We start from the raw sequence: 18304 nt of genomic DNA, 5'->3' as shown, positions 1-18304 counted from the left end.
CTTGCGAAATAAACTCGCAGACTAAGGGTTATAGGTCAAAAGGGGCTTAGGGCAATTTTTTAGAAATTCTACGCAATCAAAGCACGATATTCTGTAATTGCATTTTCCGTGGAGAGATGATGAGTGAGACGAATGTAAGACCTGTGCTTTTCAAGCATGCTTTTTGGGATAATGTGATTATAGAAACTGTTGCTGGCATTTGCACTCTTATTATTTCGCTTCTTGTACAGCAGTTAGTAGGGCACCGCGTACTAGGTTGGGAAACGGTGGTCATACTCGCGTTGAGTGTTGTGGTGTTTTCGCTGCTAAGTGCAGCGTATCTGCAGTGGTATAGGCATCGTAGGCCGGATGACGGGTATTTGCTTATTGGAATCATCGATTTTGTGCTCAGACTGCTGGTGACTTCTGGTATTGCTTTATTGCTTGTTTCAAATACTACACTGCTAAGCATTATTATTGGCGCAGCGGTTACTAGTGTGTTGATGTTTGTTTTTGAAAAGCCTTGGCAGCCAGGTATGACGGATGCGCAATTACAGGAAGCTTCAAAGAAATCGGTTGAGCTTGGCGTTCAAATGCTTGAAGAAGAACGCGTAAAGCGCGCCGAGGTGAGAAACACGATTGCATTACAGCATGCTAGCGCAGGTAAAACAGACACTTCTAGAGGTGTATCTTTAACATTTTCCTCGTTAATTGTTGCGAATATGCTGATGGAAGCAGTATGCGATGTTGTCACATTTTTGTTTGCATTGATGCTGCAATGGTGGATGCTTGGTACTATCTTCGGCTGGCGAACGCTGCTTGTCATATTCTTGGGCAATATGCTATTTTCTTGCGTGGCGGCTGCGGTTATGGTTCTGATGGGAGCATTGAAAGCTGATCAACAGAAATGCCTAACAAAAAGTTTGCCTTTCTTGGTTATTGTTGTACTGCTTAGACTACTGATCTTTGGTGTTCTCGCTTGGCTGCTTACACCGAGCTTGGTATGGGTAAGCGTAGTCGTTGGCATTGTTCTTACAGATATTGTTCTCGTTATCAAGTAGCACCCATGGAGAAGAACCGCAGTAGCCGCATAAGATTTTGTAAGACTGTTTTCTTCTCTTTTGAGCAAAGGGTTCTACGTAACCCGTTATATCTTTCCTTTTTCCTTGCTATTAGTATTTATAGTTTCTTGTTTAAAAAAACTTAACAGTCGTTTCATGACCAATTGTAACGGTTTTTGACGTGTTATATATTGGCGATGTTGCTTTGAATAAGCGCCACATGTTTTGCATCTCCATCGTGTTTTCTTTGCACCGGTTTTACCATTCTTAACCATCTTGTTGCTACATACACTACCAATGGGATTATTGCAAGAGTTCATCATTTAATTACAACAGTAGATTAGGTTAGTTTCATTAGAGTATTCTAATTGTAGTCTATTTGCATAATTTAGTATTTGGGGGAATAACCCTATTTCTATTTGTTACAAGTAAAACTTAGAACACCTTATACATTTTATATGTTATCAAAAATAACAACAACAATTGTATGGCAAAAAATTATTGGATAGAATGAGTATTAAAACTATTTGGTGTGCGACTCCGTGGAGTAAGTGAGGAGGATATTCTTATGTACAAGGTTCTTATGTTCGTGCTGAAGTTGGTTATGTTTACAGCTGTGAATTTTATGTTCCTTTACTTGTCGATGGTGGTATATGGCCATGATTTTGGTGTGATGTTCAAAACGTATGGGAATGCGCTCGGTCCGTTTACGTTCATGCTTGCTTTGATGACAACGATGTCGTTGCCTAATGAAGGAACTATTTTTGAGGGTAAGCGGCAAAAAAGTGTGTCTAAAAACCCGAGTTTTCGTTGAAATATCAATGAAAACTCTCTGTTGTTATGCTGAAAAAGCTTAACATTTAGTATTACTTGACATTTTTATAAACATGTACTCGCGTATTCAGGCGTATACAACCGTTTTAGACGTACTGTATTTCCATCGTTAACATCATATGTATAAAACTCTTTAACACTCATTATTTTCAGAGTGTTCAATGTTGATCGTTATGATGACAGGGACGTGGTAATCACAAACCTGATTGAAAGTTATGATCGTCTGATGGAATTTGGAAAGAAGCATCTGAATGATGTTTTTACATTGGATGGCGTCCAGCGGATAAGCGCCAGAGATAAAATCCTGCGTGAGATTATCTCCAACCTGCTCATGCACAGTGATTTTTCCAGTGGATATGTACCGAAGCTTGTCATTGAACGGGATAAGATTACAACAGAGAATGCGAACCTTGCGCATGGACACGGCAACCTGAATCTGAAAACATTCAAGCCATTTGCAAAGAATCCGCCGATAGCAAAAGTGTTCCGAGAAATCGGACTTGCTGATGAGCTTGGAAGCGGTATGCGCAACAGCTATAAATACACGAAGATGTATTCTGGTGGAGAGCCTGTCTTTACAGAGGCAGATGTTTTTACGACAGTGATTCATCTTTCTGAGGCGGCGACGGCTACAGTCGGACCGACCGAAGAACTTGATCCAAGGGAACAAGTTAGGGAACAAGTTAGGGAGCAAGTTACAATACAAGCTCTCCTTCAATTTTGTATCGTTCCTCGTAGTCGGAAAGAAATGCAAGAATTTATGGGGCTGACCGGTAGAGGAAACTTTTCTGAAAAATATATCAAGCCTTTGCTTAGTGCAGGAAAAATAGAAATGACGATACCAGATAAGCCAAACAGCAGGAACCAGAAATATAAAAAAGTGAACATTGAAGATTAAAAAGCGACCATTGGAGACAGAAACCATATATCGAATAGAGGAAAACGGACATTCAATGTATAGTTTTGGTTTCACAAATAGGTATGTCGAGACGATGGGATTTCGAACTTATTTCCTCAGAGCGAGTCTTGAGGCGATTGGTAAATCTGTGCGTTTGCATATTATTAGGCAGGAACATGTCCTTTGAACTTTTCCGAGAACGAACAAGGGTAAAATCGGTGTGTTTTCCTCAAAAAATGCGCTTTGTCCAATTCCCGCGAACGAACGTGAATTTGGAGATGAAGCAGTCGAGCCAAGTCGAGTTGGTACAGTAGTTGACTACATGACTCGTTTAATGTCTGGATCGAGTGTAATAGACGCGTTTAAAATTTCCTTACTGGGCTCAATGATTATAAACGAACGCGATAATGCATCGAAACTTATGTCCGGAATTAAAGGACTCGGAGATGAAGATATAGTTAATGCCGTCAAACTTGTTGGATTCGACGTATGCTATAGATACAGTCCTATTGCCTACAGGCCTTTTGACGAAATCAATCCAGATGAGCACACAATACAGAACATAAGAGTTATGGTTCAGAGCTCGCTTCATTTTCTTGAGCGCTACGGTCCGAAGGTTCTTGACGGTTTTACGCTAGAGGGTGGTTACACTGATACGGTAAGTGCTGGCGATGGTGATTTTATAACAGCTGATACTTTGTGGGATTTCAAAGTTTCTAAAGAAAAGTTGGATAAGGATCAGACTCTTCAACTGCTTATGTATTGTCGTATGGGTTTGCATTCTATTCATCCAGAGTTTCAGAATATTCAGTACATGGGTATTTATAATCCTCGCATGAATAAGGTCTATCGTATTGCTGTTGAAAACATATCCGAGGATGTTATACGCGAAGTTGAGAAAGATGTGATTGGATATTAGGATTAGGCGGTTTGCGTTTTACCGTTACTTTCTCAGTTCGTTGACTGAGTTTTTAACAGTGTTCTGCTTATTAGCGTTACTTTCTCAGTCCGTTGACTGAGTTAGTAACGGTGTTTAGATCTTGGATTATGCCCCCAATAATATTCACCAGATTGGTTTTTCGTTTTATGGGTTTGTTTATATTAAATTCATTCCTTAGTCATGCGAATATAAGATTTGAAGAGAATTTCTAGGCGCTCGTCGTTATTAGAGCAAGGCTTTGTAGAACCAAAAGCAACATCTACTATTTTATCTAGCTCATCGTGAGCTTTACGCAAATCTTGAGGCATGTATGTTGGGTCATACAAGTCTGCTAGGGATTGGCCTGGGTGATTTGCGCGCACTTGAAGTACGGCTTTACCTGCTTCAATAACTTTTGCTCGCATATCACTTGTAAGTTTTGGAAGTGGAAGATTATTCCAAACGACTGTGTTGGAGAAGCTAGGGTCACTTTTTAATCTTCCACCAACAGCCTTTTGCCAAGCCATAAACATAGAAGATTCTATAATTGCAAAATTAAATCCATCTGGGTCTATGCATGTATAAACTTTGTCCCCTGCAATAATATTTGGTTCATATATATCACAAGTAGTGTATTCACGACGATTAGTACATACACGTGGAATAGCTAAATAAATTTTATCTGGTTGATTATTTTTTCCAAATATCCACGCAGTTTCAGCTTTATCTCGCGTTCCTTCAGCAGTGCTTTTTTCTCGCATTCTACGAACTTTCTCAACGCGTTGAGAAATAAATTTTGATTCACGCATTTCAGAAGGCTCAGCATCCACTAGCCATAAACACCAACGTTCAATATTATTAATAAGTTCTTTACCCATACGGAAAGGTCGCACATATTTAGCAGCAATAGGATCTTTCATTGCTTCATCATATTCTTCACGAGTATTAAGAATAAGATTACCGCCATCTGTTGGCTCAGAGCCTCTATCTACTTTTTTAAGCATAGAGGAAATAGGGCCTGCATTCTTACTGCGTTTTTCAACGAAAATGTCATACCCCCCCCCACGAGATATGGATTAATGTGAGAAACTATAGTTTTGGTAGGTTCACCATTAATTTTTTCGTAACTGTACAAAACTGGTTGCAAAATTTTATCGCTTTTCTTATCCATGCCAACAATTACAACATGCACATTCGCATTATCAGTAGATTGAGCATTCCAAGCAAACGTCTTATGCGCAAAACGAATGCGCCAACCTTCAGAAAACAGCGGTTTGAATAATGCTGGCACAGGCTGACCTTGAGTGATACTATTAGTCGACACAAAAGCAAAAGCAGCATAACGATTATGAGCAAGATATAGGCTTGCTTTCCTATACCAACCAGTAGCGTAATCAAGATAACCGTTGTAGTTTTTACCCCACACTGATTTCATATCTTCAGTCTGATTCACAGATTTCAAATATTGCCCAACAAACGGCGGATTTCCAATAACATACGAACACTTATCTGCAGAAAGCAAATCATTCCAGTCATATTGCAAAGCATTTGCTCTCACAATATTTCCTGAATCACGCAAAGGAAGATGAGGTAAAGCGCATCCTGCAATACTTTCAGTATCATCTAAAGCTTGCTGCTCAGCAATCCACAATGCTGTTTTAGCAACACACACAGCAAAATCGTTAATCTCAATGCCATGGAACTGATCAATACTTACTTTTATAAGGCTATTTTTATCTCCTAAATCAACGTAGCCTTGACCACCAAGCATAAGCTCAATAGCTCTATTTTCAAGCTTCCTTAAGCAAAGAAATGTCTCAGTCAAAAAATTACCTGAACCGCATGCGGGGTCTAAAAATTGAAGGCTTGCAAGCTTATCTTGATACTTCTCAAGTTTATTTTTACAAATTTTTTCAGAAATTGCATGATCATTTTCAATTTTTGTAAGCTCATTTGTTAAGTCGTCTAAAAATAGTGGATCAATAAGTCTGTGAATATTCTTCACAGTAGTGTAATGCATTCCGCCTTTTCTACGCTGATCGTGACTTAGCGTTTCTTCCATCAAAGAACCAAAAATAACAGGGCTAATTGTATGCCAATCAAAATCATCTCCTGCATGAAGAATAGCGTCTTTAATTGGCTCAGTAAGTTGCGGAATTTCAATATTTTCACGGAACAATCCACCATTTACGTATGGGAACTGTTGTAACTCATCTTCAAGATACTTATCTCGATCTTTTTCTTTAGTATCAAGAGTATCAAATAAGTCAATAAGTTTTCTACGTAGGTCACTAGCTTGAGCATTATGAATATAATTACTGAAAATATGATTCGTGAACAAGTTTGCATCTTCAGCATATAAGCAAAACACTATGCGAACAGTTAGTAAAGCTAAAGAATGATGTTCTTCTTCGCTATCCGGATCTTCATACTGTTTCGCTAGCTCATTGTGCAAATTAGCTACTAACAATCCGGCTTTTTCAGAAAGCTGTTTTTCAATATAATTGCGCGAACGATTCTCGCTAAAAATATTACGAAATACTGTTAAATGTTCAGCAAGCTTATCTAACGTAAACTCTTCAACTGGTGACTTTTGTGCTCTAGGATCTTTCTCAAGATCATAGAAACGAAAAGTGTTGAAATTACAGGTACAAATAAAAGTAGGTTTTTTACTAGGCGGAAGATTGTCGGAATATCTCACAGCTTGCTCAGCTGGAGTAACAGAATCACCTTGACGTTCTTCAGGCTTATCAAGATCAACGTTCTTACTTTTTTGCTCAACTAGAAAACTAGAATCAGGGCACAACATATCAATGTACCCGCGATTAGCAGTACGATACTCAAACTCAGTGTTGTTTATTGCATCTGGAACATCTAAAACATTTTGCATAAGGTCAAGCCAAAACTTCTGTGTTTCCTGCTTTTCGTCGCCGCGACCTTGCCAGCGCTCAATAAACTCGGCTGCCTTCTTGTGTTGATCCGCAATATTCATGCGTCTATTATCCAACCTGCTAGGGATTATGTGCTTATTGTTTAACTTGACAGTCAAATACTGCATGTCCTGCTAGAATTGAAGTGATTGAAAATGGTGAAATATATCTAAAATGGGCTCTACTTGATAATAAATTAAATGATAAAAAAGAGATTTTGCTGTGCTAAAAGAAATATAGGGGAGGATAAGGAAGTTTATTATGCAAATAGTTGAAGGAATACCAGAATATTTATATCATTACACTAGTTTGAAATCGGCAAAGCTAATTTTAATGAATAAAACTTTGAGACTAACTTCACTTGAATGTATGGATGATAAAACTGAAGCAATTACCGGTGAAGGTCGCAATTTGGGGAAATTTATTTTTTCAAGCTGCTGGAGTGAGAATAGAGACAGCATACCACAATGGTCTATGTATGGAGATTCTAGCAGAGGCGTTTGCATAAAATTAAGAAGTTTTCCTTTTAAAAATAATTATGATGATTACGTTGAGCATTGCATTAATAAAGAAGATCAACCATCGGAAAAGTCAACGGATGAAACTTTTATAGTACCTGCGCAATATTGTTTTGGATGTAGATTTAAGCTAATGCCGCAATTTATTATAAGTGACAAAGATAGAGATATTCTTACCCAGCGCTTAAATGCAAAAGTAACATATACAGACGATGAATCACTTATCTATCCTAGATGTTTGAGACAGGATGGTGAATTTTTTTGTTTTGACGCGAATGTGTTAGGGAAATATAAAAGTACTGAGTGGGAGTTCCAAAAAGAATGGAGATATTCAGTAATGTATATTCCATTTGATCAAATAAAATTTCTTAGGGATAAGAAATATAGTGCTAATGTTGGTCAAGAAATTGTTAATGATTTATTATCAAATAATCAACCCATCGTTCATTATGTAGACTTTAACATTGATGGTAAATATTTTGACGACATGGAATTGATATGCGGCCCAATGATGGAAGAATTTGATTATCAAGAATTAGTGTATTTTGCAAAAGGCATTAATCCCAATATACGTGTTGTTAGAAGTAGATTGTATAACAAATGGAAAAGTAAAATCTGAATCGAAGTGACTTATGTTTATTGACCTTGTATTTATGCTAAAAAATAAGGATAGCGAAAATGATATTGATTCATTTAAGGAAAATTTCGCAGACCTGATTTCTTTTAAAGAAAAAACATTATGCTTACACAACGATGATCAAGAATTTAATTATAATATTCAGAAAATAGGCGAAGAAATTAGGCTAAAAATTTTAACTATTAATAAGAAAACTACAAGAAAAGAAGCAATTTCAATCGAGTCTTTGAAGTTCGCTTTTATAAAAAATAATCTAAGATGCAAATATAACGTTGTTGTCATTTTTGATGGAGCTTCAGATTATTACTGCAATAACCTGTCTAAGTATATATTCACATTTGAAAGGAAATTAAGACAATTTGTATACCTTACTGTGTTAAGCGCATATGGTACAGAATGGACTAAAAAAACTTTAGTCGACGAAGAAATTAAGAATGATGTTGCAGAGAATATAAGGAATAAAAATCGTTATATTGAGATTGCTTTAGATTGTTTTACTTTTCAAAATTATATTGATTATTTATTTAAGGAACAATCTATTGAAGATGCAAATGAGGTAATTGAAGATGCAAAATTAGCTTTGAAAAAACGGGAATCTTCAAATAATATTATTAATATATTAAATAAGGGTGAAAAGATATCATTATGGGAAAGACTTTTTAGTAAAAGAAATATAGATTTAACTAGAAATAGTCTTGATGAAATTAGAAAAATAAGAAACAAAGTAGTGCACAACAAAGAAATTTCTGATACTGAATTTTGCAAATATAGAAATATACTTAAGCAATATATAAAGAAGTTAGATATTGCCGTTGCTGATTTTGAGAACAGAAAGCATTTGAGCGTTACAGATTTAGAAAATGTTTTATCTTCGTTTACTAGAATCATTCAAACGAATAGAATCAATGAGCATTTTATCAAAGCTGTTTCGCCCGCTTTGAGTGAAATTTCAAAATCATTGCGTGAAACAATTGTAAAAAATTTTCCAGAATCAATTAAACCATTGGAAAATATTATGCTGACTCTAAATCGTATAATCCATTTTGATAATGAATCATTAAATAATGTGATAAACGAAAGAACAAGAAAAGATTTATAGATAAAATTATGAAGCATAAAATGATAAACTTTTTCTTAAAACCAGAATCATAGGATTATAAGCCAAAAGTGTGTAAGCAAATATGATAGATATTTTTTTGAAATAGAACTAGACAGACTAGCCTTTAATAACCACTCGCACCCACGTATCAAAACTGTTTCCTTAACGCAACAATTTTGATACACTTGCATTATGTCTATTTTTGTGAATGATACTCTTCTTACACGTGAGGAAGCTGCAGCAAAGCTAGCAGTTAGCACTCAAAGAGTTAGCGCATTATGCTCGAATCATTTACTAACAACGTACACACTTGGAAGTAGGAAGATCTTAATTTCACTTGATTCCGTAAATCGTTACAAACAACAAAACTCTAAAAGCGGTAGGGCATATGCTCCATCATTAGCTTTTGCAACATTGTTTATGCTTAGCGGTTGTGAAGTTTCATGGATTAATAGGCAACAGAAATATCGCATAGAAGAATATTTGCAATCGATTACCCCACAAGAGCTAGTTAATCGATCTAAAAATCGCGCGAAAACAATGGAATATTGGTGCAGAAAATCGCGTTTGGTAGAACTTTCAAAGCACTTAATACTTTCTGCAGCAACCGGAAATATGCGCTCACAATTCCAACTTACGCAAAGTGACAAAATAGAAGGATATATAAGCAGTAATAATTTAGAAGATTTGGTAAATAAATTTCATCTTAAAAATAAAGAAGACGGCGCGGATAGTTCAATAATTAATGTTAGATTCCGCGCTATCGAAGATTCTAATGTTTTCGATTTTATTTGCCAAAATGTGTCTTCACACATTACTGAAGGCACACAAGAATCATCGACAAAATCCCTTATGCCGATCGCAGTGTGCGCTGCAGATTTGGCAGAATCTCTTGACGTTCGCGAGCGCCAAGCAGGATTAACTAAGCTCTCAGAACTGCTTACTGAATACAATAATGCAAAATAAAGTTTAATCACGCGATAAATGAATAAAAAGAATCATACCTTTTGCTAAAATTTAAAAACAATATTGGGGAGTTTTTGGGGGAATTTAATGATTGGCATGAGTGTATCTACACATACAGTTGAAATTTCTAGTAGCACACATCCGTGGAGCACGATATATGCACTATCTAAATCGTGCGATAGTTCACTATGGCTTTTAACTGGCGGACTTATGGTTCAGTTACACGCAATAATGAATGAAATTACAGCACGTCCTACTTCTGATGCTGATTTATTGATTGATGTAATTTCTAATAAGGATAGTGTTCGTAAAGTTTATAACGCTCTAAAAAATCTAGGATTTGCACTACAAACTGGCCTAACTGGATACGCAACCAGATTACGGAATAACAAAAATTATGTTGTTGATGTGCTAATAGCTGATCATACTCCCAAAAATCTATTAGGCTTTTTGAATATCTTTAATACTCCACTTTTATCCATGCCAGGCGGAGCTCAAGCAATAGACCGGAGCATGCTAGTAACACTTATTGATAGAAATGAAAATAATGAAGCAACGCTAAGAATCCCAGATTTACTTGGAGCGCTCATATTGAAAAGTGCAGCATATAAGGCAGATAATGTGGGGGACAGAGAAAAGCATTTGTATGATGCAGCGCTAATAGCATCTTTAATAGACGATCCAGATTCTGAAGCTAAACGATTGCACAGTAAGAATGATTATAAAAGATTAAGATTTTTAAAATCAAAACTTACTAAAGATTCAATATACTGGGACGCATTAGATGCCAAGCATAAGCTAAATGGCTTAGATGCACTTGAAACTCTCGCAGAACAGGCTGTATAACGTTTAAAGTTGTTTTATATAGACGTTTCACTGTATTTAAATATGTTCGAATTAAGCCTTTTAATCATTGTTGGTAACTCAACTCCAAGCTGCTTTCCAATCCATAATCTAATAATATTCATAGAGCAAACATTAATTCTGTACATTTTTTCATAGTCTTTCGGAGTTTTTTCTATATTTTTGTTAGCGTCAGCATGTTTATTTTTCTTATAAATATCATTCGTTTCTTTTGCCCAATCAAAATCCTTGATATCTACTGGAAAATATTCGTCAAATTCGTCTTTTATCGCGCATAACGCGCACATAAAACATGCCAATCCACCCTTTTTGTTCATTCTATTTTTCTGGCCTGTACTTTTTATTATTTCCCATCCAATATCTTCTAGCGCAACACCTAAGCTTATATTCACAGATTCGACTGGAAGATTATCTTGCTCTTTTGTTATGCGCGATATTATTCCCATCGCTCTTCCATATCTTTGCAATAATTCAAACCATTTTTCTATTCCACAAATATTAATATCGTCAAAATCAAACAAGAATTGTTTATTGTGCTTTTTATAAATGTTTTGTGCGCAAGCATTTAAATGATGAAGAACAGGGAACCATCTTACTGTTGTACCATTGCAAGTATTATTGTTTTCCACGCCTACTTCCATTTTTGAAAATTCGCATCGCTCTAATTTAGATATAGAGATAAGATTTAAAATCCAATTATGAATTGAAATATGCTTTTCCCAATTCAATTCATCTTCACTATGAGTCTCAATAAATGCTTCTTCTGTGAAACTTACAATATTGCCATTTTTTGATATTTTTCTTAACTGCTGATTGATAGCAAGCGACAGGCTGATAGGTGATTCATCTATTTCATTTGGCGTTGAATTTATTTTGCATAGCTCTTTGCTACTAGATTTTTTAATATCAATTTTTATACTTTCACCATCATCAGAAAGCTTATTAACGTTAATTCCTCCCGATGTGAACCAATCATATAGGTTTGAACAACTCGTTCTCAAATTAGTTATTTTTTCGAATTGTTTTTCATTAGAACCAACGATTATATAATCGCATGTAATTGTTCCAATTCCAATTTGACGCATTACATTCGTAGATGATTTTACATATCTACATCCAACTAACGTATATGTTTTACTTGGTGATAAAACTTGCAGAATATTAGGTACAGGCAATCTGTTTATTGTTTTATATTTTGTATCAGAGTTTACATATATAACGCTATTTCCTAAAAACCACCTAAAAATTTGACCACTAAGTTCTTTAAATAATACAGACAGTTCAAATTTCAGTCCGTTATCATATAACATAACTACAGTTTCAGAAGAATCATTATTCTCTGTTTTTAAAAAACCAAGAACTGGTGTAGTTAAATCAAGGCTTTTATCTTCCATAATCTCTTAATCTCCAACTAACTTGTTGCTTTTAATGAGAATATTTTAGTATACAAATGTAAATGACCGCAATTTATTGTTTGTGCTTTAGTAAATACCAATGCAACAATAAATAATTTATTTTGAAAGCATCGCGGCTGCATGTATCAAAATTGTTTCATTAATGCAACAATTTTAACAATAGTATTTTTTCTTGTCTTTTAACACTGCACTCTTTACCCATCTTGGACATTTGCATTTATTACTAGCAATATTGAGTTTATGTTTATCTTTTATAAAATGAGGATTGATTTGAATAAAGTTGTCACCTCTTGGACTAATTGGAATTATTAAAGTCCAAAAATATATTCCTGAAATATTTGAGTATTGAAGAAGAAAACAATATTCATGAACAGTTAAACAATCATCTGTGATATATTGAATATTTTCTTTTTGATTTTGAATTAAATTTGGCAAAGTACATATATGCGCTACATTCATGTAATTAAAACTATTATCTAAAGGAAAATTAATTTTGAATAATTCAATATCAGTTGCAGCTTCCATTCCTATGTTACGCACAATCTGTTTATTTAAGTCAAGTTCAACATATGGAATTTTATTATTCTCAGGCAATATATATTGACCAATTTTATCTAATCTAAAAGCGCGGAAAATAAAATATAAGCCTGTAATTAAAAGAGAAGATGCAACTGAAATAATTATGCTATTTACCAAATTATTTAAGTTAATGTTAATGCATAATGACTGAATGCTATTCAAAATATTCTCTCAATTCTTTAAAGTCTCATTTTATTTATATTACAATCTAAAATATTTATATTGCAATGAAGACTGTAAAAAGTACTTGATTAAGTTACTTAAACTATAAACCTATTGAAAATATTGGCGGAAATTTATATGAAAAATAAAAGTATGATAGCATTCTAGTTGAATTGCGGTGGACGTCTTCGGACTAAACCTGGAAGAATCTGATGCGTCGGGTTCTTCTTTTTTCTTTTACTGGGTTATTAGTGTAAGACTTATAACCCCTTTTATTTCGGTATTTCAACCAGTAATACTCTATCTTAAAGTTTGCGTTTTATATGGTAGCATTTTCAAAATCTTTGGTTTGTAGCTCAATTTTTGAAATACGTAATATGTAATGATTAGATAAAGAATAATTTGCATAAATGATTAGAATATAGATTATTATACGAAATACTGCAATTGCAAAAGTGGGAGAAAGTATATGAGCTACGTTGCAGATAAGCCTATTGAAAAAGCTGATGAAGATTTGTTGGGAAGATCTGATTTTGCGAAACAATTTGGAAAATCGATTTGCGAATATGATAGCGAAGATGGTCTTGTAATCGGCTTGTATGGAAAGTGGGGAAGCGGCAAGACATCTATTATAAATATGGCAATATCTGAGATTCCAGTAGATAAATCAGAGAAGAAAAAATGGTATTCAAAAGTATATAAAAGAATCAAAGAAATTTTTAATTCACAAAAAACTGAAGAAGAAGATCAATGTCATTATCCAATAATTATAAGATTTTCGCCATGGAATTATTCAGACAAAAACAATTTGATTAGTTTATTTTTTCATGAATTGAAGAATAAACTAGGCGTAGCTAAAGGAGAAGAGAATAAAGGAAAAATCGGAAAGGCTATAAGTCAATATTCCGATATTATTGACGCTTTGTCATCTATTCCAGTAGCTGGGCCTGCAATCGCTCATATACTGAAAACTATATTCAAAGCAGCAGGATCTAAATTAATGAAAACGCCTAGTTTGGATGAAGCTAAAGAAAAACTGTGTAAAGCGCTAGAAGATTTTAACCACAAAATAATTGTTTTTATTGATGATATAGATAGATTGACTACTCCTCAAATTAAAGATATTTTCCAATTGGTTAAACAAGTAGGCGATTTTCCAAACATAATTTATGTTCTTACAATGGATAGGGAAATTGTTTGCAATGCTTTGTCTGAATATCACAATATTGACGGAGATGAATATTTAAAGAAAATTGTTCAAGTTTCTTTTGAAGTTCCTGAAATTGATAAAACAACCGTGCATGAAATATTAAGAGATCGCCTTAATGATATTGTTCATAAAAACAAAGATGAAGAAGAATTTGAAAATAACGAATATTTTGAAACAGTACTTGAAAACTGTGTAAATCCATATGTAAATAATATAAGGGATGTAAATAGATTACTTAATGCTTTCCGATTCAAATATGGCGCTTTATGGAAAGAAACATCATTTGTTGATTTATTAGCTATTACTGCAATAGAAATTTTCGAACCTAAGCTATATGAATGGATTATTGATAATTCAATCTATGTATGTGGACCACAATCATATAACGATTTAAATAAATATGAAAAAAGAACTTATGAATACTATAAAAATGAATTCAAACAGTTAGGACTAAATTCAGAGTCATCTATACGAATGCTCATATCGATGTTCCCCCAATTTGCTAGGTCTATTAATTACATTGGCGAATATTCTCATTCAGATGATTTGCAACTTTTAAGAGATAATCGCATCGCATCTGTTGAAAAATTTAGTTTATATTTTATGTTCGATATAGATAGAATTAAGGTTTCAAGAGAGAAAATTTATGATTGCTTGTACAAATATGATAAAAATCTTTTAATTAGTACTGTTAAAAATATTAATTCACAAGGCAACCTTGACTACTTGTTAAGAAGCATGGAGTCATTGTTTGATGAAGAACATTATGAGCGTTTTAAATTCGTTGTATTTACGCTTATAAATTTGTATGGAGAATTTGTAAATAAAGTAACAGAAAGAAATATGATAGATAATATTTCTGATTCAGTAGCTGAATTTGTACTCTATTTTATTCAAACATTAGACTCTGAATATAAGCGTTATGAAATAATTTATTCTATTCTTAAGAATTCTAATAAATCTAATATTGTACTTATTGCAGATATTCTTAATCAAGAAGAAATGGCATTTGGGAGATTTAATAATAAACCCGAACGTAAGGATTTGCAATTAGTTAACTTAAAGCATTTGGAATCTCTTGAAAAAATTTATATAGACAAAATTGAACTCATTTCAAAATCTGAAAATATGCTAAATATAGGAAGATTTAGTAGAGCATTTTATTTATGGGAATATCTTGATAAAGAAGGAGCTGAAAACTACATTAAAACACTATTTAACGATAATCTTAATAAAATTAAATTTATATTCATTCATTCATATCGAGCCAAAGGTTTGAATGGCTATAGTTGGAATATTGATTTAGAAAGTTACTCAAATTACATTTCTAGAAAAGATTTTTACAATGGAATTAAAGATTTCGCTAAAAATCATTTAGATGAATTTACTAAAGAAGAACAAATAAAATTAGCGTCGTTTGCATTGAATTATGAAAATAATAGTGATGACTTTAACCATGCGTCTGAGCAAGAAGCATTGCAACTCATAGAAAAATGGAAATCTGAAAGCAGTTTAGCAAAGCAATAAATCATATTGGGCACTAGCACACTGCAGTTAGTGCCCGATATTTTTGTCGCTATCAGCTAACCGCAAAGTATTTAAAAACCAACCCCGCACCCATGTATCAAAACTGTTTCATTAACGCAACAATTTTGATACACTTGCGCACTATCTATATAAATTAGATTTAACATGCAGAGCATACGGACAAAGACAAAGTTGTAAATAAAGCAATATTTGGTAGCATGAGTTATAGGAGTCTTCCTGCGTTGAAAGTCGGCTTCACGCCGTTGACTGCTTTAACACTTTAGGCGTTGTGTGAGCTCCTTTACTTTTGGCTTATAACGTATGAATCATTAAAGATTATAAAACAGTTGGAATATACGAAAGCTAGTCATACCCTCAAACCAACTCATTACGAGATTAAAGGGAAAGAGGAGCCCTAGCATTCATTTCGATTCTATCATATGAGTCTTTCCCGCATACGCGGGGGTGATCCCGCTACGGTCTGCGAGCTCTTTCGTTTTATGCAGTCGTTCCCGCATACGCGGGGGTGATCCCACGCGCGCGTTGAATCTTATCGACCGTATCCAGTCTTTCCCGCATACGCGGGGTGATCCCGCTACGGTCTGCGAGCTCTTTCGTTTTATGTAGTCTTTCCCGCATACGCGGGGGTGATACTACGCAGTGGTAATCCTTGAAGCGCAATAAGTAAATAAAGAGTCACGAACAGACCAAGTGTCCGGGACTCACTATCCACTATACTGCAGGCTCATTATGAAATTAGATGCAATAGTATCTGCTATGTTCTCACTCGTTATTATCGCTGGAGTGTGTGTCATTTTTCGCCTTGGCTCACGGTCTTTACCGCATAAGCTGATGCTATCCTGGAAGTGCGTTTATCAAAAAGAAAAAATCTTAGCGTGTTGTTACTGCATATAATGATGTGGAAGATAAGAGAGGTGTGAAAAGCTAATGGACATGATGAAACTTTGTTATGATATGGCTGAGAAGCTCCGTCCCTATGCAGAACCTACTATGGACGAACGTTTTAAAGAAGCAGCCAATAGTGCTATTCGAGCAGGCGAACCGTCTATTGCAATTGATTATTATTTAGTAGAAGCATGGATGCACAAGAGCGCACCTAAAGAGTTGCTAATCGAAGCTTATAACCTGCTAGATCCTTATGAATGTGGCGATGATTATGACGATATAGCAGACGATTTAGGAGTCCCACGTAAAGTCCATTCCCCAGATGAATAAATAAATTTTGGTCTATAACCCTAGAACCTATAACCCTAGAAAATATACTTAAAATGAAGATTGCGAAGCTGGGAATATTAAGCCAAGTTCTAAACACCGTTACTAATTCAGTCAACAAACTGAAAAAGTAACGGTAATCAGCAAAAACTGTTAAAAACTCAGTCAACGAACTGAAAAAGTAACGGTAATCAGCAAAACACTGTTAAAAATTCAGTCAACGAACTGAAAAAGTAACGGTAATCAGCAAAACACTGTTAAAAATTCAGTCAACGAACTGAGAAAATAACACTCACAGCCCAAACATCGTTAAAAACTCAGCTAGCCAACTGAGAAAGTAACACTTGCGCTCGCAAATGCTCCAATACCATACGCATAACAAACCTCCAACCAACACGAGCAAACGAACACACCGAAAGACACACAAACGAACACGCCAAAAAACACACCAACAGAAACACAAAACGACACGCCAAAAAACACACCAACAGAAACACAAAACGACACGCCAAAAAACACAAAGCTTGCATTTGTAAATATTTCGGGTATAGTAGTTACTCGTGCTTCGGCGCTGACGTTGTTCAGTAAAGTTGCATTGCGGACATAGCTTAGTTGGTAAAGCGCAACCTTGCCAAGGTTGAGACCGCGGGTTCGAGTCCCGTTGTCCGCTCTAGGTCCGATGAGTTATTCGACCTTACGGTGGGTTAGCCAAGCGGTTAGGCAGCGGCCTGCAAAGCCGTATAGATGAGTTCGACTCTCGTACCCACCTCGATTAAGCTTCAAGCTTAATTAACAACCTGGGCGGTTGGCGCAGTGGTAGCGCACTTCCCTGACACGGAAGGGGTCACAAGTTCGAACCTTGTATCGCCCACTCGAAAGGATTGCCTTTCACGCATAATTAAAAAATTTTGGGTGATTGGCGCAGCGGCTAGCGCACTTCCTTCACACGGAAGGGGTCATAGGTTCGATTCCTATATCACCCACAATATGTTCGCAGTGTAGAAGCACTGCGTTTTTTGTTATTTGGCTATTTTTTATTTGCTAACCTTCATATGAAAATTTTTCGCAGCCGAACACGCATGCAACCACAAATAGAAGCAATATCTCGTAGCAGTCAACCAATCAGTCAACCAAACAATCATTTCTTCACAGAAACACACATGCGAATGTTCATTTTGAGTTCATTTAATATCGTGCTATACTCATTCGAGTACAAGTGAAAATTGCAGGGGTACTGGAAACAGTTGAGAAACACCCTTTGAACCTGTTTTGTTAAGACATGCGTAGGGAGCAATTACAGTAAGTGATTTCTTTCTATCACGATTTTCGTGATATCTTGCGTTGCCACAAAGTAGTAGCAATTACACGAGTATCAACTAAACAATTAAAAAAAAAAACTAAACAACAAAAACCAAAACAAAAACAAAAACCAAAAAAATATCCGCCTGAATGTCACTTTTGGGAAAACTTGCA

At 35.1% G+C, this 18304-nt stretch carries 12 protein-coding genes, 4 tRNA genes, 2 pseudogenes and 1 riboswitch; of the genes and pseudogenes, 14 read left to right on the top strand and 4 right to left on the bottom strand.

All coding sequences use genetic code 11. The annotated features are described in order from the left end of the window. The first annotated feature begins 119 nt into the window (after nt 1-119). Nucleotides 120-1040, top strand: a complete 921-nt coding sequence (locus HXT34_RS02770; protein ID WP_421785378.1) for a hypothetical protein — start codon at nt 120-122, stop codon at nt 1038-1040. A gap of 86 nt (nt 1041-1126) precedes the next feature. Here the strand turns inward: HXT34_RS02770 and HXT34_RS02765 are convergent, their stop codons facing one another. Next, nucleotides 1127-1315 (bottom strand): hypothetical protein, encoded by a 189-nt coding sequence (locus HXT34_RS02765; RefSeq protein WP_421785376.1) that lies wholly within the window; start codon nt 1313-1315, stop codon nt 1127-1129. Between the two features lie 293 nt (nt 1316-1608). On the opposite strand from HXT34_RS02765, the gene HXT34_RS02760 reads away from it, so the two are divergent. The 3 genes and pseudogenes from HXT34_RS02760 to HXT34_RS02750 all read left to right on the top strand — a co-directional run bounded on the left by HXT34_RS02760 (nt 1609) and on the right by HXT34_RS02750 (nt 3691). Beyond that, entirely contained in the window at nt 1609-1854 is a 246-nt protein-coding gene (locus tag HXT34_RS02760; protein WP_410313236.1) for a hypothetical protein, read from the top strand. A gap of 165 nt (nt 1855-2019) precedes the next feature. After that, nucleotides 2020-2772 (top strand): annotated as a pseudogene (locus tag HXT34_RS02755) (Fic family protein); the annotation flags it as partial. Between the two features lie 220 nt (nt 2773-2992). Next, nucleotides 2993-3691: a hypothetical protein gene (locus HXT34_RS02750; protein WP_421785374.1), complete on the top strand. Its 699-nt coding sequence runs from the start codon at nt 2993-2995 to the stop codon at nt 3689-3691. A 188-nt stretch (nt 3692-3879) separates the two neighbouring features. Here HXT34_RS02750 and HXT34_RS02745 read toward each other — a convergent pair. Further along, nucleotides 3880-6677: pseudogene (locus HXT34_RS02745) on the bottom strand (class I SAM-dependent DNA methyltransferase). 205 nt (nt 6678-6882) lie between these two features. Here HXT34_RS02745 and HXT34_RS02740 point away from each other — a divergent pair. From HXT34_RS02740 to HXT34_RS02725, 4 genes are all read left to right on the top strand, one after another. Continuing rightward, nucleotides 6883-7758, top strand: a complete 876-nt coding sequence (locus HXT34_RS02740) for a DUF2971 domain-containing protein (protein WP_415686854.1) — start codon at nt 6883-6885, stop codon at nt 7756-7758. A gap of 13 nt (nt 7759-7771) precedes the next feature. Beyond that, nucleotides 7772-8875, top strand: coding sequence for a hypothetical protein (locus HXT34_RS02735; RefSeq protein WP_415686853.1), 1104 nt, complete (start codon nt 7772-7774; stop codon nt 8873-8875). A gap of 192 nt (nt 8876-9067) precedes the next feature. Then, nucleotides 9068-9841: a helix-turn-helix domain-containing protein gene (locus HXT34_RS02730; RefSeq protein WP_421785371.1), complete on the top strand. Its 774-nt coding sequence runs from the start codon at nt 9068-9070 to the stop codon at nt 9839-9841. An 87-nt stretch (nt 9842-9928) separates the two neighbouring features. Then, nucleotides 9929-10687, top strand: a complete 759-nt coding sequence (locus HXT34_RS02725) for a hypothetical protein (protein ID WP_421785369.1) — start codon at nt 9929-9931, stop codon at nt 10685-10687. Between the two features lie 14 nt (nt 10688-10701). On the opposite strand, the gene HXT34_RS02720 is transcribed toward HXT34_RS02725, so the two are convergent. Together HXT34_RS02720 and HXT34_RS02715 are read right to left on the bottom strand one after the other, a co-directional pair. Beyond that, on the bottom strand, nt 10702-12099 hold the full coding sequence (locus tag HXT34_RS02720) for a hypothetical protein (RefSeq protein ID WP_421785367.1): 1398 nt from the start codon (nt 12097-12099) through the stop codon (nt 10702-10704). Nucleotides 12100-12273: 174 nt separating this feature from the next. After that, the gene (locus HXT34_RS02715) at nt 12274-12861 is read right to left on the bottom strand and encodes a hypothetical protein (RefSeq protein WP_421785365.1); all 588 of its coding nucleotides are present in this window, start codon (nt 12859-12861) and stop codon (nt 12274-12276) included. Nucleotides 12862-13330: 469 nt separating this feature from the next. Here HXT34_RS02715 and HXT34_RS02710 point away from each other — a divergent pair, with 469 nt between their 5' ends. The 6 genes from HXT34_RS02710 (at nt 13331) to HXT34_RS02685 (ending at nt 17814) form a co-directional block, all read left to right on the top strand. Next, complete coding sequence (locus HXT34_RS02710; RefSeq protein WP_421785363.1) at nt 13331-15598, top strand: KAP family P-loop NTPase fold protein; 2268 nt, start codon at nt 13331-13333, stop codon at nt 15596-15598. Between the two features lie 948 nt (nt 15599-16546). Continuing rightward, nucleotides 16547-16834, top strand: a complete 288-nt coding sequence (locus HXT34_RS02705) for a hypothetical protein (protein ID WP_410299638.1) — start codon at nt 16547-16549, stop codon at nt 16832-16834. Between the two features lie 594 nt (nt 16835-17428). Further along, nucleotides 17429-17501, top strand: a tRNA-Gly gene (locus HXT34_RS02700). A gap of 28 nt (nt 17502-17529) precedes the next feature. Continuing rightward, nucleotides 17530-17600 (top strand) — tRNA-Cys (locus HXT34_RS02695). Nucleotides 17601-17630: 30 nt separating this feature from the next. Next, a tRNA-Val gene (locus HXT34_RS02690) sits at nt 17631-17702 on the top strand. Between the two features lie 39 nt (nt 17703-17741). Then, a tRNA-Val gene (locus tag HXT34_RS02685) sits at nt 17742-17814 on the top strand. A gap of 234 nt (nt 17815-18048) precedes the next feature. Continuing rightward, nucleotides 18049-18138: riboswitch (TPP riboswitch) on the top strand. Nucleotides 18139-18304: the final 166 nt, after the last annotated feature.

It is taken from the genome of Gardnerella sp. DNF00983 (assembly GCF_049244265.1).
Taxonomy (GTDB): Bacteria; Actinomycetota; Actinomycetes; order Actinomycetales; family Bifidobacteriaceae; genus Bifidobacterium; species Bifidobacterium vaginale_J.
This window is presented reverse-complemented; position numbering and strand designations above follow the sequence as displayed.